At 39.7% G+C, this 21,318-nt stretch carries 23 protein-coding genes; 19 read left to right on the top strand and 4 right to left on the bottom strand.

Translation table 11 applies throughout. From position 1 onward, the window contains the following. Nucleotides 1-190: 190 nt before the first annotated feature. The 6 genes from JZO83_RS07300 to deoD all read left to right on the top strand — a co-directional run bounded on the left by JZO83_RS07300 (nt 191) and on the right by deoD (nt 6,728). Nucleotides 191-1,753, top strand: a complete 1,563-nt coding sequence (locus JZO83_RS07300; RefSeq protein WP_206854644.1) for an ABC transporter ATP-binding protein — start codon at nt 191-193, stop codon at nt 1,751-1,753. Continuing rightward, nucleotides 1,746-2,879, top strand: a complete 1,134-nt coding sequence (locus JZO83_RS07295) for an ABC transporter permease (RefSeq protein WP_207115369.1) — start codon at nt 1,746-1,748, stop codon at nt 2,877-2,879. Before JZO83_RS07300 ends, JZO83_RS07295 begins: the two co-directional genes overlap by 8 nt. Beyond that, nucleotides 2,879-3,835 carry an ABC transporter permease gene (locus tag JZO83_RS07290; protein WP_206854638.1) on the top strand — a complete coding sequence of 319 codons (957 nt, stop codon included), beginning with the start codon at nt 2,879-2,881 and terminating at the stop codon, nt 3,833-3,835. The genes JZO83_RS07295 and JZO83_RS07290 overlap by 1 nt, the downstream gene beginning before the upstream one ends. Nucleotides 3,836-3,929: 94 nt before the next feature. Beyond that, entirely contained in the window at nt 3,930-5,096 is a 1,167-nt protein-coding gene (gene deoB / locus JZO83_RS07285) for a phosphopentomutase (RefSeq protein ID WP_206854635.1), read from the top strand. 85 nt (nt 5,097-5,181) lie between these two features. After that, entirely contained in the window at nt 5,182-5,997 is an 816-nt protein-coding gene (locus JZO83_RS07280; RefSeq protein WP_207115368.1) for a purine-nucleoside phosphorylase, read from the top strand. 23 nt (nt 5,998-6,020) lie between these two features. Continuing rightward, nucleotides 6,021-6,728: a purine-nucleoside phosphorylase gene (gene deoD / locus JZO83_RS07275; protein WP_206854629.1), complete on the top strand. Its 708-nt coding sequence runs from the start codon at nt 6,021-6,023 to the stop codon at nt 6,726-6,728. A 161-nt stretch (nt 6,729-6,889) separates the two neighbouring features. Here the strand turns inward: deoD and JZO83_RS07270 are convergent, their stop codons facing one another. The 4 genes from JZO83_RS07270 to rpiA all read right to left on the bottom strand — a co-directional run bounded on the left by JZO83_RS07270 (nt 6,890) and on the right by rpiA (nt 11,427). After that, nucleotides 6,890-7,750, bottom strand: coding sequence for a carbohydrate binding domain-containing protein (locus JZO83_RS07270; protein ID WP_206854627.1), 861 nt, complete (start codon nt 7,748-7,750; stop codon nt 6,890-6,892). A 1,343-nt stretch (nt 7,751-9,093) separates the two neighbouring features. Next, nucleotides 9,094-9,765, bottom strand: a complete 672-nt coding sequence (gene gpmA / locus JZO83_RS07260; protein ID WP_207115366.1) for a 2,3-diphosphoglycerate-dependent phosphoglycerate mutase — start codon at nt 9,763-9,765, stop codon at nt 9,094-9,096. 282 nt (nt 9,766-10,047) lie between these two features. Continuing rightward, nucleotides 10,048-10,632, bottom strand: a complete 585-nt coding sequence (locus tag JZO83_RS07255) for a recombinase family protein (RefSeq protein WP_206854625.1) — start codon at nt 10,630-10,632, stop codon at nt 10,048-10,050. 111 nt (nt 10,633-10,743) lie between these two features. Continuing rightward, nucleotides 10,744-11,427, bottom strand: coding sequence for a ribose-5-phosphate isomerase RpiA (gene rpiA, locus JZO83_RS07250; protein WP_207115365.1), 684 nt, complete (start codon nt 11,425-11,427; stop codon nt 10,744-10,746). Between the two features lie 307 nt (nt 11,428-11,734). Between rpiA and rpsL the strand changes: the two genes are divergently transcribed. The 13 genes from rpsL to rpsC all read left to right on the top strand — a co-directional run bounded on the left by rpsL (nt 11,735) and on the right by rpsC (nt 21,317). Beyond that, complete coding sequence (rpsL, locus tag JZO83_RS07245; RefSeq protein ID WP_010734475.1) at nt 11,735-12,148, top strand: 30S ribosomal protein S12; 414 nt, start codon at nt 11,735-11,737, stop codon at nt 12,146-12,148. Nucleotides 12,149-12,239: 91 nt separating this feature from the next. Then, nucleotides 12,240-12,710 (top strand): 30S ribosomal protein S7, encoded by a 471-nt coding sequence (rpsG, locus tag JZO83_RS07240; RefSeq protein WP_010734474.1) that lies wholly within the window; start codon nt 12,240-12,242, stop codon nt 12,708-12,710. 78 nt (nt 12,711-12,788) lie between these two features. Next, nucleotides 12,789-14,873 carry an elongation factor G gene (gene fusA / locus JZO83_RS07235; RefSeq protein ID WP_206854621.1) on the top strand — a complete coding sequence of 695 codons (2,085 nt, stop codon included), beginning with the start codon at nt 12,789-12,791 and terminating at the stop codon, nt 14,871-14,873. 173 nt (nt 14,874-15,046) lie between these two features. Continuing rightward, complete coding sequence (gene tuf / locus JZO83_RS07230; protein WP_010734472.1) at nt 15,047-16,234, top strand: elongation factor Tu; 1,188 nt, start codon at nt 15,047-15,049, stop codon at nt 16,232-16,234. A 292-nt stretch (nt 16,235-16,526) separates the two neighbouring features. Beyond that, nucleotides 16,527-16,784 carry a hypothetical protein gene (locus tag JZO83_RS07225; RefSeq protein WP_207115364.1) on the top strand — a complete coding sequence of 86 codons (258 nt, stop codon included), beginning with the start codon at nt 16,527-16,529 and terminating at the stop codon, nt 16,782-16,784. A gap of 392 nt (nt 16,785-17,176) precedes the next feature. Beyond that, the gene (gene rpsJ, locus JZO83_RS07220; protein ID WP_010734471.1) at nt 17,177-17,485 is read left to right on the top strand and encodes a 30S ribosomal protein S10; all 309 of its coding nucleotides are present in this window, start codon (nt 17,177-17,179) and stop codon (nt 17,483-17,485) included. Between the two features lie 31 nt (nt 17,486-17,516). Further along, entirely contained in the window at nt 17,517-18,146 is a 630-nt protein-coding gene (gene rplC / locus JZO83_RS07215; protein ID WP_002290445.1) for a 50S ribosomal protein L3, read from the top strand. 27 nt (nt 18,147-18,173) lie between these two features. Continuing rightward, on the top strand, nt 18,174-18,797 hold the full coding sequence (gene rplD / locus JZO83_RS07210) for a 50S ribosomal protein L4 (RefSeq protein WP_010734469.1): 624 nt from the start codon (nt 18,174-18,176) through the stop codon (nt 18,795-18,797). Then, nucleotides 18,797-19,087, top strand: a complete 291-nt coding sequence (gene rplW / locus JZO83_RS07205; protein WP_034689412.1) for a 50S ribosomal protein L23 — start codon at nt 18,797-18,799, stop codon at nt 19,085-19,087. The genes rplD and rplW overlap by 1 nt, the downstream gene beginning before the upstream one ends. A 38-nt stretch (nt 19,088-19,125) precedes the next feature. After that, nucleotides 19,126-19,956, top strand: coding sequence for a 50S ribosomal protein L2 (rplB, locus tag JZO83_RS07200; RefSeq protein ID WP_010734468.1), 831 nt, complete (start codon nt 19,126-19,128; stop codon nt 19,954-19,956). Between the two features lie 42 nt (nt 19,957-19,998). Beyond that, nucleotides 19,999-20,277 (top strand): 30S ribosomal protein S19, encoded by a 279-nt coding sequence (rpsS, locus tag JZO83_RS07195; RefSeq protein WP_010734467.1) that lies wholly within the window; start codon nt 19,999-20,001, stop codon nt 20,275-20,277. 22 nt (nt 20,278-20,299) lie between these two features. Further along, nucleotides 20,300-20,647, top strand: coding sequence for a 50S ribosomal protein L22 (gene rplV / locus JZO83_RS07190; protein ID WP_010734466.1), 348 nt, complete (start codon nt 20,300-20,302; stop codon nt 20,645-20,647). Nucleotides 20,648-20,660: 13 nt separating this feature from the next. Further along, nucleotides 20,661-21,317 carry a 30S ribosomal protein S3 gene (gene rpsC, locus JZO83_RS07185; protein ID WP_010734465.1) on the top strand — a complete coding sequence of 219 codons (657 nt, stop codon included), beginning with the start codon at nt 20,661-20,663 and terminating at the stop codon, nt 21,315-21,317. Nucleotide 21,318: the final 1 nt, after the last annotated feature.

Raw genomic sequence — 21,318 nt, 5'->3', positions numbered from 1 at the left:
TTATCTATTGTTGTTTTTTTATTCAAGTTGTTAGCTACCCCGATTTGGATAAGGGAACAACTCGTTTCAAGTAGCTGAACTCCTTGGATTTTGGTTATTCGATCGTAGGCGTTTTTGTGAACGACTATGATCGTCCCTTTTATTTTTTAGACAATGTCGCCTGGATATAAATTGTTAGGATGTGAAAAATGTGGATCAAGAAAATATTGTCATCGAAATGCGAAATATCACGAAACAATTCGGTACTTTCAAAGCAAATGACAACATCAACCTTCAAGTAAAAGCAGGAGAAATCCATGCCTTGCTTGGTGAAAATGGTGCAGGTAAATCAACGTTAATGAATGTTTTATCAGGTCTTTTAGAGCCAACATCTGGTGAGATTTTGATGCACGGCAAAGAAGTAAACATCACGAGCCCAACGAAAGCGAATCAATTAGGGATCGGAATGGTGCATCAACACTTTATGTTAGTCGATGCATTCACAGTAACAGAAAATATCGTATTGGGAAGTGAGCCAAGTGCAGGCGGTATCTTGAATCGCAAAAAAGCCCGTGAAGAAATCAAACGATTGTCTGAACAATATGGCTTAGCAGTGAATCCAGATGCATACGTTCGTGATATTTCTGTCGGTATGGAACAACGTGTTGAGATTTTGAAAACACTCTATCGTGGTGCAGATGTCTTGATTTTTGACGAGCCGACAGCTGTATTGACGCCGCAAGAAATCGATGAATTGATCGTGATCATGAAAGAATTAGTTAAAGAAGGAAAATCGATCATTTTGATCACACATAAATTAGATGAAATCAAAGCAGTTGCTGATCGTTGTACCGTTATCCGACGTGGACAAGGTATCGGAACTGTCAATGTGAAAGATGTTTCTTCTCAGCAGTTAGCTGATATGATGGTCGGAAGAACCGTTTCATTCAAAACAATGAAAAAAGAAGCACGTCCGCAAGAAGTCGTACTTTCTGTCGAAAATCTTGTAGTCAAAGAAAACCGTGGATTAGAAGCGGTAAAAGACTTGAGCTTAGAAGTGCGAGCAGGTGAAGTGTTGGGGATAGCTGGTATCGATGGCAATGGACAGTCGGAATTGATCCAAGCGTTGACCGGTTTACGTAAAGTGGAAAGTGGCACGGTTCGCCTGAAAGACGAAGACGTGACAAATAAAAAACCACGTAAAATCACAGAAGCTGGGCTAGGACATGTACCGGAGGATCGTCATAAATATGGCTTAGTCCTTGATATGACTTTATCTGAAAATATTGCGATGCAAACGTACTATCAAAAACCATATAGCAAAAATGGCTTATTGAATTACGGCGTGATGAATGAACATGCCAGAGACTTGATCGATGAGTACGATGTACGAACGACGAGCGAATTAGTACCAGCGAAAGCATTATCCGGTGGGAATCAACAAAAAGCCATCATTGCACGTGAAATCGATCGTGACCCTGATCTATTGATCGTTGCGAATCCGACACGTGGGTTAGATGTTGGGGCGATCGAGTTTATTCATAAACGCTTGATTGAACAACGGGATAAATTCAAAGCAGTCTTATTGATCAGTTTTGAATTAGAAGAAATTTTAAATGTGTCAGATCGTATTGCGGTAATCCATGAAGGAAAAATCGTAGGGATCGTTGATCCAAAAGAAACATCTGAAAATGAGCTAGGTCTATTGATGGCGGGCTATACTTTAGAAGAAGCACGAAGAGAGTTAGAAAAGGTGGGTGACGCACATGAATGATCGTAGCGAAAGGTTTCGTAATCTGCTAGTACCTATATTTTCAGTTATTTTAGGTTTGATTTTAGGTGCGATTTTGATGGTTGCCTTTGGTTACCATCCAATTCAAGGATATTCTTCGATGTTGAATGCTTCGTTAGGTTCTCAAAGAAGTATCGGTGAAACATTAAGAGAAGCAACTCCTTTGATTTTTACAGCATTAGGTTTTTCTGTTGCCAATTCAGCTGGATTCTTTAATATCGGGCTTTCTGGGCAAGCGTTGTGTGGTTGGATCGTGAGTATCTGGACTGCATTAGCGTTTCCTGATTTACCCAAAGCTGTTTTGTTACCAATGTGTGTGATCTTAGGCGCACTTGCTGGAGCCATGGCTGCAGCGATTCCAGGATTGTTGCGAGCGTTCTTCGGCACAAGTGAAGTAATCGTGACGATCATGATGAACTATATTTTGCTTTATTTAAGTACGTATACACTTCATGAAGTTATGCCGGAATCTTATCGTTCTAGTTTAGACTCTTCAAATATGATCAGTCAGAATGCTTCGTTACGTATTCCTTGGTTGACCCAGATGTTTGGCGGTTCCCGCGTGAATGGTGGACTGTTCTTGGCGTTGATCGCGTTAGTAGTGGTATGGATCGTTATGAAGAAAACAACATTAGGATTTGAGATCCGTTCCGTTGGATTGAATCCTTTTGCCTCTGAATATGCAGGGATGAGCAGTAAACGAACAATTATCTTATCAATGGTCATTTCTGGTGGTTTAGCTGGCTTAGGTGGTGTGGTAGAAGGTCTAGGAACGTATCAAAACTTCTTTGTCCAAACGACTTCTCTATCAATTGGTTTTGACGGTATGGCCGTTTCATTATTAGGTTCTGGCTCTGCCATCGGTATTTTACTATCTGCGCTATTATTCAGTGTTCTAAAAATTGGTGGATTGGGGATGCAAACAGGTGCTGGTGTACCGTTTGAGATCGTCAACGTGTCGATTGCCTTGATCATCTTCTTCGTTGGTATCAACTTCTTGATTCGTTTCCTTATGGCGAAATTCTTCCAAGGGAAAAAACAAGAAGAGATCGTTGCAACGATTGAAACGGAACCGAATCATCAAAATCAAGAAGGAGGAGAGCTGTAATGTCAACAGTAGAACTGATCTCTTTGATCCTTACATCGACACTCGTTTATTCGACACCGTTGATCTTAACTTCATTAGGCGGAACGTTTTCTGAACGAAGCGGAATCGTCAACGTTGGGTTAGAAGGCATTATGGTAATGGGTGCGTTTAGTGCAGTCGTCTTTAACTTGACGATGAGTGATACCCTAGGCTCAATGACTCCTTGGATCGCTATTTTAGTCGGCGGTGTGGTCGGTGTCCTCTTTTCATTGATTCATGCAGTCGCTACAGTCAGCTTACGAGCAGATCATATCATCAGTGGGACGGTCATCAATTTGATGGCACCTGCTTTAGGTGTATTTTTGATCAAAGCGTGGTATGGTAAAGGTCAAACAGACAATATCTCACAAAACTTAGGTTACTTTTCATTTCCTGGGTTGGCAGATATTCCAGTAATTGGACAAATTTTCTTTAGAAGTACATTTCTACCAGCGTATTGTGCAATTTTGATTGCTGTTATTGCATGGTTCATTATCTTCAAAACAAAATTTGGTTTACGTTTACGTTCTGTTGGGGAAAATCCGCAAGCTGCGGATACATTAGGAATCAATGTTTACGCGATGCGCTATTCAGGTGTAATGATTTCTGGACTACTTGGAGGGATGGGTGGTGCTGTTTTTGCTCAATCAATCTCTGGGAACTTTTCAGCAGGAACGATTGTCGGTCAAGGGTTCATCTCGATGGCTGCCATGATTTTTGGTAAATGGAATCCTTTAGGTGCGATGGGCGCTTCATTATTCTTTGGATTTGCGCAAAGTTTAAGTATTATCGGTGCGCAATTACCAGTGATCTCATCGATTCCACCAGTGTTACTACAAATTGCGCCTTATCTATTGACGATCATCGTTTTAGTGGCGTTCTTAGGTAAAGCATCTGGACCAAAAGCAAACGGTAAGAATTATATAAAATCCAAATAATCGTTTAGTGATTAAAAAGGGCGGGTTACGGGAAGTTTTTTTCGTCTCGCCCTTTTTACTTTATAAAGAAAATAAATAGAAAGAAGGAATACTCATGTTTAAACGCGTACATTTGATCGTCATGGATTCAGTCGGAATCGGAGAAGCACCTGATGCTGAAAAATTCGGAGATAAAGGCTCGGATACGTTAGGTCATATTGCCAAAGAAGCTGGGTTGACGATACCGAATTTGGAGCAACTTGGATTAGGGACGATCCGTCCATTAGAAGGTGTTCAAGCGATAGAAGACCACCAAGGCTATGCAACGAAATTAGAAGAAGTTTCTGTCGGTAAAGATACAATGACTGGTCACTGGGAAATCATGGGTTTGAATATCAAAACGCCATTTCGTGTTTTTCCAAACGGCTTCCCCGACGAATTACTGAAGAAAATCGAAGACTTCTCTGGACGTAAAATCGTTTGTAATGAACCGTATAGCGGAACAGCCGTCATTGACGACTTTGGTGAGCATCAAATGAAAACAGGTGACTTGATTGTTTATACGTCAGCTGATCCAGTATTACAAATTGCTGCACATGAAGAAATTATTCCTTTAGAAGAACTGTATCGAATTTGTGAATATGTTCGTGAGATTACAAAAGATGATCCTTATATGATCGGTCGAATCATTGCACGCCCGTATGTGGGAGAACCCGGCAACTTTACACGAACAAGCAACCGTCACGATTACGCATTAGATCCATTTGGTCATACAGTTTTAGACTCATTGAAAGAAGCAGGCAAAGATGTCATCGCGGTAGGTAAGATCAATGATATTTTCAATGGTCAAGGCATCACTGACTCTGTTCGTACGAAGAGTAATATGGATGGCGTCGATCAATTATTGAACGTGATGAAACAAGACTTCACTGGTTTGAGTTTCACTAACTTAGTTGACTTTGATGCGTTATACGGTCACCGCCGAGATGTGGTTGGTTACGCGCGTGCGATCGAAGATTTTGACTTGCGTCTTCCAGAATTATTCGATGCAATGGCAGACGATGACTTATTGTTGATCACCGCTGACCATGGGAATGATCCGACCTTTACTGGTACTGATCATACTCGGGAATACGTGCCGCTACTTGCTTATAGTAAACAGATGAACGAGCAAGGCAGTTTACCACAAGGCTATTATGCGGATATCTCTGCAACGATTGCCGAAAACTTTGACGTAGCAGCTACTGAAAATGGCGAAAGCTTCTTGAAATTATTGAAATAAGCAACAGCAGCATCCACTTGTGAATCATCATTGGCTTTATTATGTAAGATCGAACAATCAAAATTTTATATATAGGAGAAAAACAATGAAATTAAATGAGATGTTACAAGAAACGACAGCGTTTATCAAAAGTAAAGGGGTAGGCACCATCGATTTCGGGATGATCCTCGGTTCAGGCTTAGGAGAATTAGCAGAAGAAATCGAAGAAGCGATCGTGATTCCTTATGACAAGATTCCTTTCTTCCCAACTTCGACAGTTGTTGGGCATGCAGGACAGCTTGTCTATGGGACACTTTCAGGGAAAAAAGTATTGGCGATGCAAGGACGCTTCCATTTTTATGAAGGTCATTCCATGCAAACCGTCACTTATCCAGTACGTGTAATGGCTGCATTGGGCGCTCATTCAGTAGTCGTAACGAATGCGTGTGGTGGAGTGAACGAATCATTTGCACCAGGAGACTTGATGTTGATCACCGATCATATCAACTTTACAGGTCAAAATCCATTGATTGGACCAAATGACGAAGAAATGGGTCCTCGTTTCCCTGATATGAGTGAAGCCTATACAAAAGCCTATCGTGAAATTGCAAAAGCAGCAGCAGCCTCATTAGATGTAGAATTAAAAGAAGGCGTGTATATGGGTTATTCTGGTCCAACATACGAAACACCAGCTGAGATTCGGATGTCTCGAGTGATGGGGGCAGATGCAGTCGGTATGTCGACTGTACCAGAAGTCATTGTTGCAGCACATAGCGGTTTGAAAGTCTTAGGTATCTCTTGTATCACCAACTTGGCTGCGGGTATGCAAGCGAACTTGAATCACGAAGAAGTCGTTGAAACAACTGAGAGAGTCAAACAAACATTTAAATCATTGATCAAAGAAACACTTTCTTTATTATAAAAAATTGATTGCGAGGTTTGAAAATGAGTGTTCATATTGAAGCAAAACCAGGAGAGATCGCAGATAAGATTTTACTTCCTGGAGATCCACTAAGAGCAAAATATATTGCAGAAACTTTTTTAGAGAATCCGGTTTGTTACAACCAAGTACGCGGTATGCTTGGGTATACTGGAACGTATAAAGGAGAAAGAGTCTCTGTTCAAGGAACAGGGATGGGGATGCCATCAGCGATGATCTATGCCCATGAGTTGGTAAATTCCTATGATGTAAAAAAATTGATTCGTGTAGGAACATGCGGTGCCTTGTCAAAAGACGTACACGTCCGTGACCTAGTATTAGCACAAGGAGCTGCGACAAGTTCTTCTATGATCGAAAAGAATTTCAATGCATTCCACTTCCCACCAATCTGTGATTTTGACTTGTTGTTGAAAGCATACGAAGTGGCAAAAGAAAAAGGCTTTACTACCCACGTTGGTAACGTGCTATCAGAAGATTCTTTCTACAAAGACGATTTGACAGAAACATTCAAGTTAGCAGAACTTGGCGTGATGGGCGTTGAAATGGAAGCTGCTGCGCTGTACTATCTAGGTGCAAAATACAAAGTACAGACACTAGCAATCATGACAGTCAGTGACCATCTGATCACAGGCGAAGAAACAACAGCCAGCGAACGCCAAACAACATTCAATGATATGATCGAAGTTGGATTGGAAACAGCGATTCAAGGGTAAATAAGAGTTAAATAGCAAGAAAAAATGACTGCCTAACTTTCTTTTAAGAGAAATTGGCAGTCATTTTTTTAACAATTTAAAAAGACTAGAAAGAAGAAAGTTTCTTTCTAGTCCAAAAAAGTTAGGTTTGCTATCAACAGTAGTTGCTAATTATTTGAAAATTAAATATCAGTATCTAAAGTCAGTGATTCTAATAATACTCGTCCTGTTGTGCTTTGTCCTGGATGCCCAGGTACTCTATAAACTCGGATGACTTGACCTGAAGTACCAGCAATAGTTTGTCGTACTTGGATGTTTCCATCAACTGTTCTTCTAGAAGAATAGTAGTTGGTTCCATTATATGTTTCAAAAAGATATCTTCCATTAACAGTAACCATTAATCTTTCTCGACTGTTAAAACGTTCAGGTGTCAATGTTAAATAAGCAAGCGCTCGGCTTCCTTCTCTTCCTACAGACAGCAATCTTGTTTCCGTCACGTCTGACTCAGTCGTAACTTCGATATTGTCATATGTCGCCCACCCATTCCATGTAGAAGCAAAGCGCACAAGGTATGTATTTTCAGCGTCTGGCGTCGTAAATGTAAGTTTGCCACGTTCCCAGTCCTCATTATTATGTTCACTACGTTCTAATACATCAAACCCTACACCATGAGTCATGATTCCTAATTCAACACGACCTGGAGAAGATTCGCTTGCGGCAACATCATAACTAAATGTATAAGTCGTATTTGGTTTTAATGTGACATACTGATGAACGTTTTCACCATTTTTTGCTAATGCAAAGTTATTTCCATTAACTGTTTGAAGTGTTGGATTATTTGTGGCTGGGTCACTCACGATCCAACGATCAAACCCTGCATCAAAGTTCCCATTATGGATATATAGCTCTTGTTCAATTGCCTGTTTACTTGTGCTAACTAAGTCAGTTGTGGATAGACTTGTTGCGAATGTTGAAACAGATCCTCCTAAACTCAAAAATACCATACCTGCTACCATCATTGTTTTTAAATTGTTTTTGATCATCTTGTCTCTCCTCTATCTATATGAATTTTTTTATTTTTTATTTCGTTTGTAAGATGCAATCATTTGATCTGTTTGTATCTCACAAATTAATAATAACCTGGAAAATAACATTTATGTAACCGCTTTTTCCATATAACCATCGTTTTTAGAAAAAAGTGGTAAAATAAAAAGGATTATGGTTGAGTTGGTCTCAGTTTGTTTTATTTTTGAATAACGAAAGGGTAGTGGGGGGAATACATCCGTTTGTGATTTTTGCGAATCGATCATTTAGAAAAACATGCAAATACTGTATGGATAAAAATTATCGAATAAGTTTACTTTTCTGGTATCTTGCTATACTAAAAAAAGAAAAGGTATAATCATTAAGTAAGGATTAGCATTTTGAGATGATTGAGAAAGTTGGTGGTGAAAGCAATAAACAGTACTTTTACATAGTAAGATGCTCCTGTGGAAGGGCGATAGGAAGAAGAATGCAGAATGTTCAATCGCCCGATTGGTTAGTGGTTTAGATGGAGGTAGATAGTATTCAGTTAACTCTAAAAAAAAGTATCATTCTGACTATATGGGTAATCATTTTTTCTATAATAAACTTTGGAATCATAAGAAGTAAGCCCATTCTCAAGCTATTAGAAAATAATCAATTGGGTCTAAATTTGCTAATGATCCTATTTATTTACGTACTTTGCATGCCCGTATTAAATCGAGCCTTAAAAGGTCTGAATCTGTCAATGATGAAACAAGTAGGATTCACTTTGCTACTTTTGTTAGTGACGAATTTTATATATATATGATACTTCTATTTGGCAGATTTGAAGTAGTCTCACAAAATTTCGATAGTGTTGTTCTATTTTCTGTCATCGTGATTGCCCCAATAAGAGAAGAATTAGTTTACCGTTACCTATTTTTGAGTATAACTGATTCTAGTTGGTTAAAAATAGTTTTGGGTTTGGTTTCAACAGGATTCTTTTTCTATGGGCATAGCTTTACATATGGTGGAAATCTATTCGCAATGGTCCAAGTTCTATTTTTGACTTTAGCTACAACATATCTATACGTGAAAACCAACAATATATTCCCTGCTATTATGTTACATAGCTCGTATAATCTATTTGTTCTCTTGCTGTCGCTGGTCCAATTAATGTGTAAACAACTAAACCAATTCTAGTTAATTTTGTTTCTTTCGAACGATTTTTACTAGTACATTCATATAGGTAGTATGTAATTTAGTACCATTAGTATTAAGTAGCGAAGTCTGCATCCACCCAATATCTAAAAAAACAGCCCCATCATCTCTTATAATAATAAAAGATGATGAGGCTGTTTTACTTATAATAGAGTATCTATTATAAGTAGTATTTTTTGATAACAGTCAAGTCGTCGTTTAATTCATAAACAAGTGGTTGACCTGTTGGGATTTCAAGATCCATGATGTCTTCATCAGAGATTCCTTCGATGTGTTTTGCTAATGCGCGTAAAGAGTTACCGTGTGCAGCAACTAAGACAGTTTTGTTGTCTAACAAAGCTGGTGCAATTTCGTCTTGCCAGAATGGCAATGCGCGTTCTAAAGTAACTTTCAAGTTTTCGCCACCAGGTACGTCGCGTTTGTCTAACATTGCATAACGACGATCGTTTGCTGCTGAACCTTCATCAGGAGGAAGAGTGTCATATGAACGACGCCAGATGTGAACTTGTTCGTCACCGTATTTTTCTGCTGTTTCTTTTTTATTTAGACCTTGTAATTTACCATAATGACGTTCGTTTAAGCGCCATGATTTGATTTGTGGTACCCAAAGTTGATCTGAGTATTCTAAAATCAAGTTACAAGTTTTGATAGCACGAGTTAATACAGAAGTATAAGCAACATCAAATTCAATTCCAGCTTCTTTGATTTTACGTCCGCCTTCTTTTGCTTCTTCGATTCCTTCTGGTGCTAGGTTTACATCAGCCCAACCAGTAAATTGGTTCAATGCATTCCATTCGCTAAGACCGTGACGAGAAAAAACTAATTTTGGCATGTTTAACTCTCCTTTTAAAAATAAGTGATATTTCTGAAAATTTCAGTTCTGCCTTATTGTACAATGTTTTTCATAAGATTTCCATTGTAAAATGAAAGCAGTTTGTCCAAAAGGTCACAGGATAACTAAAAAAAAGGCTGTGAAACAAGCGTTATTACAGAGCTTTGCTCATAAAACTTGTCTAACAACCTTTTTTATAAATAAGTAAAATAATTTCTGTTTGGTGAGTGGGTGTGGCTTCTAGCTATCAGATGATGAAATCCTCGAAATTCCACTCGCTCACTAGTTGAATAATTGCTGAATCTCTTTTTCAGGTAGATTGATGTATTTGTAGCAAGTGCCGACTGAAACGCCGCATTTGGAAGAAATAAATTGGATCGTTTCTTTCTTTTCATAGTAAAGTCGACGAATTTTTTTGATTGTTTTGGCATCGATTTTTGGTCGACCGCCGATTTTTCCTTTTTTACGTGCTTCTTCTAATCCAATCAGTGTGCGTTCTTTGATCAATGCACACTCCATCTCAGCTAATCCTTCCATCAACTGGAAGTAGACCGTCCCCATAGGTTCGCGAGTATCGATTTTTTCTGTGATGCTGACTAGATGTAACCCACGGTCTTTGAATAATTTCGTGAATTCTGTTAATTGTCTTGTCGATTTTCCTAAATGGTGAAGTTGGCAAATAACCAATGTATCGCCTTGCTCCATTTTATCGATGACTTTCTCTAAGCAAATTGTGTCAGATAAAGTATCTTTTTGACCATAAGTTTCGTGAAAAATTTCGTGACAACCAAAATCAGAGAGTTTTTGCATTTGAGCCGTCAAATCGACATCATTGATAGTTGTACGTGCATAACCGATAATCTTCATGGTGATTCCTTTCTAGCAAAGTTTTCTAAGTGTTTGAGACAAGTAAAAATGTAGCATAAAGTAACTGAAAAAGATAGTTTTTTTAGGTATTTTCAACGAATCTCTTTACCATTATTTTTGAAAGGGAGTATCAAGTACATCCACGCCATTTTCAGAGGCAACGACTACCTTTGAAACCATATTTAAAAACAAGCCGTGTTCGACCACGCCGACTAATTGATCCAAGTAAGCCGCTAATTTTTCAGGGTCTTCGATTCGTTCTAAATGAAGGTCAATAATATAATGACCGCTATCTGTTACGACGGTCTCTCCAGCTTCCGTTTGACGTAAGACAGGTTGATAGTTTTTTTCTTCAAAAAGACGCATCAATTGTTGAGAACCATAAGGGATGACTTCGACAGGGAGTGGGAAGTGTCCTAATTGATCCACCATTTTTGACCCATCAACGATCCAGATCGTTTGTTTGGAATACGTTGCAACGATCTTTTCAAACAATAGGGCAGCACCGCCACCTTTGATTCCTTGGAAATCCGCGCTGATCTCATCGGCACCATCGATCGTCAAATCGACCATCGAAACTTCATCGATACTTTTCAAAGGGATACCTAAGCCTTCTGCTTGTGCTTTTGTGCCGCTAGAAGTAGTGACCCCAGTGATTTTCAATCCTTCTTCACGCATGCGACGTCCGATTTCTTCTACCATATAATAAGCAGTTGATCCAGTTCCTAGTCCAACGATCATCCCGTCTTCAACAAATTCTGCTGCTTTGATACCTACTAATTGTTTTAAGTTCATTCCTATCCCTCCAGCAATTTTGTAGCTCTTTACTTGCTATTTTAGCTTGATTTCAGCGAAAAAGATAGGGAGCATACCAGAAATTTTATGTGACAGAAAAAAATGTATATGTTTGGTTGACAATCTTTTTTATCCATGATATTCTAACCAAGGTGCTTTATCTACAGGTCTCTGTTTAGGGACGTGCTGACTGTTTATCAAAGCATATTTGATAAAGATGCATAACTTGCATTTATTTTTTATCGCAAAAAAAGAACCACCTGGATGTGTGGAACTAGATGTGAATCGTGGGAAGGAGGAACTAGGAATGCCTACAATTAACCAATTAGTACGTAAACCTCGTAAATCAAAGGTGGAAAAATCTAATTCACCTGCTTTGAACAAAGGATATAACAGCTTTAAGAAAACTCAAACAAACGTGAACTCTCCTCAAAAACGTGGGGTAGCTACACGTGTGGGTACAATGACACCTAAAAAACCGAACTCAGCTTTACGTAAATATGCTCGTGTTCGTTTGTCAAACTTAATTGAAGTTACTGCTTATATCCCAGGGATTGGTCACAATTTACAAGAACACAGCGTGGTACTATTACGCGGTGGACGTGTAAAAGACTTACCAGGGGTACGTTACCATATCGTTCGTGGTGCACTTGATACTGCTGGTGTAAACGATCGTAAACAAAGCCGTTCTAAATACGGTACGAAAAGACCTAAAGCTTAATTTTAATTATTTACTACAAATGAAAATCGAACCTACTATATAATAGTCGTTCGATCAACTATGAAGAATATTTCGGAAGGAGGAGTTACGGATGCCACGTAAAGGTCCTGTTGCAAAACGTGATGTTTTACCAGATCCTATTTATAACTCAAAATTAGTAACTCGCTTGATCAACCGTGTAATGGTTGACGGAAAACGCGGTGTTGCTGCTAATATTATCTATAATGCCTTTGATTTGATCAAAGAATCTACAGGTAACGATCCATTAGAAGTGTTTGAACAAGCAATGAACAATGTTATGCCTGTTCTTGAAGTTAAAGCACGTCGTGTTGGGGGTTCAAACTATCAAGTACCAGTTGAAGTTCGCCCTGAACGTCGTACGACTTTAGCGCTACGTTGGGTAGTTAACTACGCTCGCTTGCGCGGTGAACACACAATGGAAGAACGCTTAGCGAAAGAAATCATGGACGCTGCAAACAACACTGGAGCTTCTGTTAAAAAACGCGAAGATACACACAAAATGGCAGACGCGAACCGCGCATTTGCTCATTATCGTTGGTAAGATCCTCTCTGTCTGTCGGCTAACCCCGCAGCAGAAAGTCAATTTACAATCGATTTAAATAAAGAGAGGAGTAAGAAAATGGCAAGAGAATTTTCGCTAGAAAAAACTCGTAATATTGGTATCATGGCTCACGTTGATGCAGGTAAAACTACAACAACAGAGCGTATCTTGTACTATACTGGTAAAATCCATAAAATCGGTGAAACTCACGAAGGAGCTTCACAGATGGACTGGATGGAGCAAGAACAAGAACGTGGTATCACAATTACATCTGCTGCCACTACTGCGCAGTGGAAAGGTTACCGCGTAAATATCATCGATACACCAGGACACGTAGACTTCACAATCGAAGTTCAACGTTCTCTACGTGTATTGGATGGTGCTGTAACTGTACTTGATGCACAATCAGGTGTTGAACCTCAAACAGAAACTGTTTGGCGTCAAGCAACTGAGTACCGAGTGCCTCGTATCGTATTCTGTAACAAAATGGATAAAATCGGTGCAGACTTCTTATACTCAGTAAAATCATTGCACGATCGCTTACAAGCGAACGCGCATCCAATCCAATTGCCAATCGGTTCTGAAGATAACTTCACAGGTATCATTGACTTGGTAACGATGAAAGCAGAGATCTACACAAACGATCTAGGCACAGACATCCAAGAAACTGAAATCCCTGAAGAATATGCAGAACAAGCACAAGAATGGCGTGAAAAATTAGTCGAAGCTGTTGCTGAAACAGACGAAGAACTAATGATGAAATATCTTGAAGGTGAAGAAATCACTCAAGAAGAATTAGTTGCTGGTATCCGCCGTGCAACAATCAACGTTGAGTTCTTCCCTGTATTGGCTGGTTCAGCATTCAAGAATAAAGGGGTCCAATTGATGTTGGATGCTGTTCTTGATTACTTGCCATCACCATTAGATATCGAAGCAATCAAAGGTATTGACTCAAAAACAGACGAAGAAACAACTCGTCCTGCAGATGACGAAGCTCCTTTTGCTTCATTAGCATTTAAAGTAATGACTGACCCATTCGTAGGTCGTCTAACTTTCTTCCGTGTCTATTCTGGTGTCCTTGAAAGTGGTTCATACGTATTGAACGCATCTAAAGGCAAAAAAGAACGTATCGGTCGTATTCTACAAATGCACGCAAACACTCGTCAAGAAATCGACAAAGTGTATTCAGGTGATATCGCCGCTGCTGTTGGATTGAAAGATACAACAACAGGGGACACATTGTGTGCGTTAGACGCGCCAGTTATCCTTGAATCAATCGAATTCCCAGAACCAGTTATCCAAGTCGCTGTTGAGCCTAAATCAAAAGCTGACCAAGATAAAATGGGTATTGCGTTGCAAAAACTTGCAGAAGAAGATCCTTCATTCCGTGTTGAAACAAACGTTGAAACAGGTGAAACAGTTATCTCAGGTATGGGTGAGTTGCACTTGGACGTATTAGTAGACCGTATGAAACGCGAATTTAAAGTTGAAGCAAACGTTGGTGCGCCTCAAGTTTCTTACCGCGAAACATTCCGTGAAGCAACTAAAGCGGAAGGTAAATTCGTACGTCAGTCTGGTGGTAAAGGTCAATACGGTCACGTATGGGTTGAATTTACACCAAACGAAGAAGGAAAAGGCTTCGAATTCGAAAACGCAATCGTTGGTGGTGTGGTTCCACGTGAATACATCCCAGCAGTTGAAAAAGGATTAGAAGAATCAATGAATAACGGTGTTCTTGCTGGTTATCCATTAGTGGATATCAAAGCAAAACTTTACGATGGTTCATACCATGACGTCGATTCAAATGAAACAGCGTTCCGTGTTGCTGCATCTATGTCTCTAAGAGCTGCTGCAAAACACGCACGCCCTGTGATCCTTGAACCAATGATGAAAGTTACGATCACTGTACCAGAAGATTACTTAGGTGATATCATGGGACACGTAACAAGCCGTCGCGGACGTGTTGAAGGAATGGAAGCACACGGTAACTCACAAATCGTTAATGCGATCGTTCCATTGGCAGAAATGTTCGGATATGCAACAACATTGCGTTCAGCAACTCAAGGACGTGGTACATTCATGATGGTATTTGACCACTACGAAGACGTACCGAAATCTGTTCAAGAAGAAATCATTAAGAAAAACGGCGGAAAAGCTGAATAATTTCTTAAGGCAAGGTAGTCTCGTGAAGAGATTTATCTAGAGACTGTATTTTTTATGCAGTTTCGTGTAAAATAACTTTTGATGATACGGGCATGTGATTGGCAGTTTTGTCCATCACATACCTATCAGACAAATAAAAAATTAAACTGTAATTTTAGGGAGGATATTTTAAAATGGCAAAAGAAAAATTTGACCGTTCGAAACCACACGTTAACATTGGTACTATCGGACACGTTGACCATGGTAAAACAACTTTAACAGCTGCAATCACAACTGTACTATCTAAGAAAAACGGCGGCCAAGCAATGGCTTACGATCAAATCGATGGTGCTCCAGAAGAACGCGAACGCGGAATCACTATCTCAACAGCTCACGTTGAGTACGAAACTGACGCACGTCACTACGCTCACGTTGACTGCCCAGGACACGCGGACTACGTTAAAAACATGATCACTGGTGCTGCTCAAATGGACGGAGCAATCTTAGTTGTTTCTGCTGCTGACGGCCCTATGCCTCAAACTCGTGAACACATCCTATTATCTCGTCAAGTTGGTGTACCATACATCGTTGTATTCTTGAACAAAGTAGATATGGTTGATGATGAAGAATTACTAGAATTAGTTGAAATGGAAGTTCGTGACCTATTAACAGAATACGAATTCCCTGGTGACGATGTTCCTGTAATCGCTGGTTCAGCTTTAAGAGCTTTAGAAGGCGACGCTTCATACGAAGAAAAAATTCTTGAATTGATGGCTGCAGTTGACGAATATATCCCAACTCCAGAACGTGACAACGACAAACCATTCATGATGCCAGTTGAGGACGTATTCTCAATCACTGGTCGTGGTACTGTTGCTACAGGACGTGTTGAACGTGGACAAGTTCGCGTTGGTGATGTTATCGATATCGTTGGTATCGCAGAAGAAACAGCTCAAACAACAGTAACTGGTGTTGAAATGTTCCGTAAATTATTAGACTACGCTGAAGCAGGCGATAACATTGGTGCGTTACTACGTGGTGTTTCACGTGAAGACATCCAACGTGGTCAAGTTTTAGCTAAACCAGGTACAATCACACCTCATACAAAATTCTCTGCAGAAGTATACGTGTTGACTAAAGAAGAAGGTGGACGTCATACTCCATTCTTCACTAACTACCGTCCACAATTCTACTTCCGTACGACTGACGTAACTGGTGTTGTTGAATTACCAGAAGGAACTGAAATGGTTATGCCTGGCGACAACGTAACAATGGAAGTTGAATTAATCCACCCAATCGCTATCGAAAACGGTACTAAATTCTCAATCCGTGAAGGCGGACGTACAGTTGGTGCCGGTGTCGTTACAGAAATCAAAGCTTAATTCATTTTAAGCCTAATGAAGTAACATCTATTCGGACGTTAAAGTTCGAGGTAAGGATCTTGATTCTTTGCCTCGAACTTTTTTTATGTAAAAGATGCGTGTCTTGTTTTGGCGAGCGTTTCCTCTTAATTAAATCGCGTGATCATGTGTGTGCTGTCCCCACCCAAACAATGACATAGATGAAAACAACACAAGCATTCACCTCCTTGTTCGTTTATAATTGATTTTATGAAAGGGAACATTCTACTATAAAATATATACCATCATGCTTTTTCTAGGAGGCTGTCGTTTGATGAAAATATTTAGAGAATACAAGGCTACAAAACAACCGACAGATGATTTTCTCTCATGGCTATTTATTAGAAGAATAAATCTAAGAGTAAAATTGTTGTTTATTGCAATTTTATGGATAGGTTGGTTAAGATTTTCTTTCGACCTAGTATTCATGGTTCGCTTCTTTCAATTTGTCTTTATAGGATTTCTTATTTATTTAATGTATCTTTTGGTACTGCTTATCAAAAAAATAGCAAAGTTCATTGTTCGCCGTTGATCCTTCACTTTTGCAAGTAATACATAAAGAAATGTTTTGAGCCAACTCTCCATGTTGAGGGTTGGCTTTTTCTGGCATAGTTGGAAGAAACTAAAAGAAAAACAGCAAATTCACTTGTAAATAGAGAAGGATTTCTCTTTTCTCAATAAAATGAAAACTTATGAAAATAAAATGTTTTTTACAGCAAAAAAACCTTGCGTTGTGCATTTAGATATATTATAATGACAAAGGTGCGTTTACCTTAGGTGAATGGCACAGACGAAATCAAAATGATTTTGTCGGCTAAGAAACGAGAGGTTGCGACACGCCCGGACGCTTTGCCACGAACGAGCGTGACGGAAATTTTCGTGGAGCTATGTCTACTTTTCAAAATAGGCGAAGGAGGGAACAAGATGGCAAAACAAAAAATTCGTATCCGTTTAAAAGCGTATGAACACCGTATTTTAGATCAATCAGCGGATAAAATCGTGGAAACTGCAAAAAGAACTGGAGCTGGCGTTTCTGGTCCAATTCCATTACCAACTGAACGCAGTCTTTACACAGTTATTCGTGCGACGCACAAATACAAAGATTCACGCGAACAATTCGAAATGCGTACACACAAACGTCTTATCGACATTGTGAACCCAACACCAAAAACAGTTGATGCTTTAATGAAGCTTGACTTACCATCAGGTGTTAACATCGAAATCAAACTATAAAAACTAAACTAATAATAATGGAGGTGTACTCATGACCAAAGGAATCTTAGGGAAAAAAGTGGGAATGACACAAATCTTCACTGAATCTGGCGAATTAATTCCAGTTACTGTTGTAGAAGCTACGCCAAACGTAGTACTACAAGTGAAAACAATGGAAACTGATGGCTACGAAGCTATTCAAGTTGGTTACCAAGATATGCGTGAAGTTTTATCAAACAAACCTGCGAAAGGTCATGTTGCAAAAGCAAACACGGCTCCTAAGCGCTTCATTCGTGAATTCAAAAATGTTGAGCTAGGAGAATATGAAGTAGGAAAAGAAATTACAGTTGATGTTTTCCAAGCAGGAGACATTATTGATGTAACAGGTACTACGAAAGGTAAAGGATTCCAAGGGGTTATCAAACGTCATGGCCAAAGCCGCGGACCAATGGCTCACGGTTCTCGCTACCATCGTCGTCCTGGGTCAATGGGTCCAGTTGCACCTAACCGTGTATTCAAAAACAAACGTCTTGCTGGCCGTATGGGTGGCAACCGCGTAACTATCCAAAACTTGGAAGTTGTACGTGTAGATGCTGAAAGAAACGTAATCTTGATCAAAGGTAACGTTCCTGGAGCGAAAAAATCATTAATCACTATCAAATCAGCTGTGAAAGCTAAATAATAGTAGGAAGAAAGGAGGAACTAAGGAATGCCGAATGTAGCATTATTCAAACAAGATGGAAGCCAAAACGGTGAAATCACTCTTAACGAAGAAATCTTCGGAATTGAACCAAATGAAAGTGTTGTATACGACGCAATCGTTATGCAACGTGCATCATTAAGACAAGGAACTCATGCGGTTAAAAACCGTAGCGCTGTTCGAGGCGGTGGCCGTAAACCATGGCGCCAAAAAGGAACTGGTCGTGCTCGTCAAGGATCAATCCGTTCACCACAATGGCGTGGAGGTGGCGTAGTCTTCGGACCAACACCACGTTCTTACAGCTACAAACTTCCTAAAAAAGTTCGTCGCTTAGCAATGAAATCTGTATTGTCAGAAAAAGTTGCTGAAAACAACTTGGTAGCAATCGAAGGATTAAGCTTTGATGCACCAAAAACAAAAGAATTCAAAGAAGTTCTTGCTAAATTATCTATTGACTCTAAAGTATTGGTTGTACTAGAACCTGGTAACGACTTTGCAGCTTTATCTGCACGTAACTTATCAAACGTTTCTGTAGTAACTTCTGATAACGTTAGCGTTCTAGATGTTGTATCAAATACAAAAGTTTTAGCAACACAAACTGCTCTTACTCAAATTGAGGAGGTGCTTGCATAATGAACTTACTAGACGTAATCAAACGCCCAGTGATCACTGAGAAATCAATGCTTGCCATGGATGACAAGAAATATACTTTCGAAGTAGACACTCGCGCAAATAAAACTTTAGTAAAACAAGCGGTTGAAGCTGCTTTTGACGTAAAAGTCAAAAACGTGAACATCGTGAACGTACGTGCGAAATTCAAACGTATGGGCAAATATGCAGGATATACGAAAAAACGTCGCAAAGCGATCGTTACATTGACTGAAGATTCAAAAGAAATCCAATTATTCGATGCTGCTGAATAAGCATTGCTCGATGACTGATTAAATTAGGAGGGGAAAACGTGGCGATTAAAAAGTACAAACCTACCACAAATGGCCGTCGTAACATGACAGGTTCTGATTTTGCTGAAATCACAACATCAACACCTGAAAAAACATTGTTACAGCCATTGAAAAACCATGCTGGACGTAACAACAACGGCCGCATCACTGTACGTCATCAAGGTGGCGGACACAAACGCCAATACCGCGTGATCGATTTCAAACGTAACAAAGACAACGTTGTTGCTACTGTTCAAACGATCGAATATGATCCAAACCGTTCAGCTAACATCGCGTTAGTACATTATGAAGATGGAGTGAAAGCTTACATCTTAGCACCAAAAGGACTACAAGTTGGAATGAAACTTGTTTCAGGTCCAGAAGCAGATATCAAAGTCGGAAATGCTCTTCCTTTAGAAAACATTCCAGTTGGTACTGTGATCCACAATATTGAAATGAAACCTGGTAAAGGTGGACAATTGATCCGTTCTGCTGGTACAAGTGCTCAAGTACTTGGTAAAGAAGGCAAATACGTATTGATCCGCTTAAACTCTGGTGAAGTTCGCATGATCTTAGCTGCATGCCGTGCAACAATCGGTTCTGTAGGTAACGAACAACACGAACTTATCAATATTGGTAAAGCTGGCCGCTCTCGTTGGATGCGTAAACGCCCAACTGTACGTGGTAGCGTAATGAACCCTAACGATCACCCACACGGTGGTGGTGAAGGTAAAGCTCCAATCGGACGCAAAGCTCCAGTTTCTCCTTGGGGTCAACCAGCTCTTGGTTACAAAACTCGTAACAAGAAAGCTAAATCAGACAAACTTATCGTTCGTCGTAAAAATAAATAATTACTTTGACCATGTGTCGCACATTTTGAGAGGAGGTTCACCATGGGTCGTAGTTTAAAGAAAGGGCCTTTCGTTGATGAGCATTTAATGAGTAAAGTTGAAGCTCAAGCAGGGGCCGAAAAGAAAAAAGTAATCAAAACTTGGTCTCGTCGTTCGACAATTTTCCCAAGTTTTGTTGGATATACCATCGCAGTATATGATGGACGTAAACACGTACCAGTTTACATCCAAGAAGATATGGTAGGACACAAATTAGGTGAATTCGCACCAACTAGAACTTATCGTGGGCATGTTGCTGACGACAAGAAAACGAGACGCTAATTCGAGGGGAGGATAAAAGCAAATGGCAGAACAAATCACATCAGCTAAAGCAACTGCAAAAACAGTTCGCACTTCACCTCGTAAAGCGCGTCTAGTAATTGACCTTATCAGAGGTAAAAGTGTTGCGGATGCAATTTCAATCTTGAAATTCACACCAAACAAATCTGCTGGGATCATCGAGAAAGTATTGATGTCAGCAATTGCAAATGCAGAAAACAACTTTGACTTAGATGTTGAGAACTTGGTAGTATCTGAAGCATTTGTTAACGAAGGACCAACAATGAAACGTTTCCGTCCACGTGCAAAAGGTTCAGCTTCACCAATCAACAAACGTACAAGTCATATCACGGTAGTCGTATCAGAAAAATAAGGAGGGATAATCTGTGGGTCAAAAAGTACATCCAATTGGAATGCGTGTAGGCATCATCCGCGACTGGGATGCAAAATGGTTTGCTGAAAAAGAGTATGCAGAGTTCTTACACGAAGATTTAAGAATCCGTAAATTTATTTCAACTAGACTTGCTGATGCTGCTGTATCAACAATTGAAATCGAACGCGCAACTGGCCGCGTAAACATTTCAATCCACACAGCTAAACCAGGTATGGTTATTGGTAAAGGCGGATCTGAAGTCGAAAACCTAAGAAAAGAATTAAACAAATTAACTGGTAAAAGAATCCATATCAACATCGTGGAAATCAAAAAACCAGATTTAGATGCTAAATTAGTAGGTGAAGGAATTGCACGTCAATTAGAAAACCGTGTTGCATTCCGTCGCGCTCAAAAACAAGCCATCCAACGTTCAATGCGTTCTGGCGCTAAAGGTATCAAAACTCAAGTATCTGGACGTCTAAACGGTGCGGATATTGCTCGTTCAGAAGGATACTCAGAAGGAACAGTTCCTCTTCACACTTTGCGTGCGGATATTGATTACGCATGGGAAGAAGCAGATACAACATACGGAAAACTAGGAGTTAAAGTGTGGATCTATCGTGGAGAAATTCTTCCAACTAAAAAAAACACTGAGAAAGGAGGGAAATAAA

This window comes from Enterococcus sp. DIV1298c, from assembly GCF_017316315.1.
In the GTDB taxonomy this organism is placed as follows: domain Bacteria; phylum Bacillota; class Bacilli; order Lactobacillales; family Enterococcaceae; genus Enterococcus_B; species Enterococcus_B mangumiae.
Note: the sequence above shows the minus strand (reverse complement) of the source record. Positions and strands in the feature narration are given on the sequence as shown.

Coding starts and splice junctions, on each gene's coding strand:
- JZO83_RS07295 (WP_207115369.1), top strand. CDS start 1,746: ATGAATGATCGTAGCGAAAGGTTTCGTAATCTGCTAGTACCTATATTT.
- JZO83_RS07290 (WP_206854638.1), top strand. CDS start 2,879: ATGTCAACAGTAGAACTGATCTCTTTGATCCTTACATCGACACTCGTT.
- deoB (WP_206854635.1), top strand. CDS start 3,930: ATGTTTAAACGCGTACATTTGATCGTCATGGATTCAGTCGGAATCGGA.
- JZO83_RS07280 (WP_207115368.1), top strand. CDS start 5,182: ATGAAATTAAATGAGATGTTACAAGAAACGACAGCGTTTATCAAAAGT.
- deoD (WP_206854629.1), top strand. CDS start 6,021: ATGAGTGTTCATATTGAAGCAAAACCAGGAGAGATCGCAGATAAGATT.
- JZO83_RS07270 (WP_206854627.1), bottom strand. CDS start 7,750: ATGATCAAAAACAATTTAAAAACAATGATGGTAGCAGGTATGGTATTT.
- gpmA (WP_207115366.1), bottom strand. CDS start 9,765: ATGCCAAAATTAGTTTTTTCTCGTCACGGTCTTAGCGAATGGAATGCA.
- JZO83_RS07255 (WP_206854625.1), bottom strand. CDS start 10,632: ATGAAGATTATCGGTTATGCACGTACAACTATCAATGATGTCGATTTG.
- rpiA (WP_207115365.1), bottom strand. CDS start 11,427: ATGAACTTAAAACAATTAGTAGGTATCAAAGCAGCAGAATTTGTTGAA.
- rpsL (WP_010734475.1), top strand. CDS start 11,735: ATGCCTACAATTAACCAATTAGTACGTAAACCTCGTAAATCAAAGGTG.
- rpsG (WP_010734474.1), top strand. CDS start 12,240: ATGCCACGTAAAGGTCCTGTTGCAAAACGTGATGTTTTACCAGATCCT.
- fusA (WP_206854621.1), top strand. CDS start 12,789: ATGGCAAGAGAATTTTCGCTAGAAAAAACTCGTAATATTGGTATCATG.
- tuf (WP_010734472.1), top strand. CDS start 15,047: ATGGCAAAAGAAAAATTTGACCGTTCGAAACCACACGTTAACATTGGT.
- JZO83_RS07225 (WP_207115364.1), top strand. CDS start 16,527: ATGAAAATATTTAGAGAATACAAGGCTACAAAACAACCGACAGATGAT.
- rpsJ (WP_010734471.1), top strand. CDS start 17,177: ATGGCAAAACAAAAAATTCGTATCCGTTTAAAAGCGTATGAACACCGT.
- rplC (WP_002290445.1), top strand. CDS start 17,517: ATGACCAAAGGAATCTTAGGGAAAAAAGTGGGAATGACACAAATCTTC.
- rplD (WP_010734469.1), top strand. CDS start 18,174: ATGCCGAATGTAGCATTATTCAAACAAGATGGAAGCCAAAACGGTGAA.
- rplW (WP_034689412.1), top strand. CDS start 18,797: ATGAACTTACTAGACGTAATCAAACGCCCAGTGATCACTGAGAAATCA.
- rpsS (WP_010734467.1), top strand. CDS start 19,999: ATGGGTCGTAGTTTAAAGAAAGGGCCTTTCGTTGATGAGCATTTAATG.
- rplV (WP_010734466.1), top strand. CDS start 20,300: ATGGCAGAACAAATCACATCAGCTAAAGCAACTGCAAAAACAGTTCGC.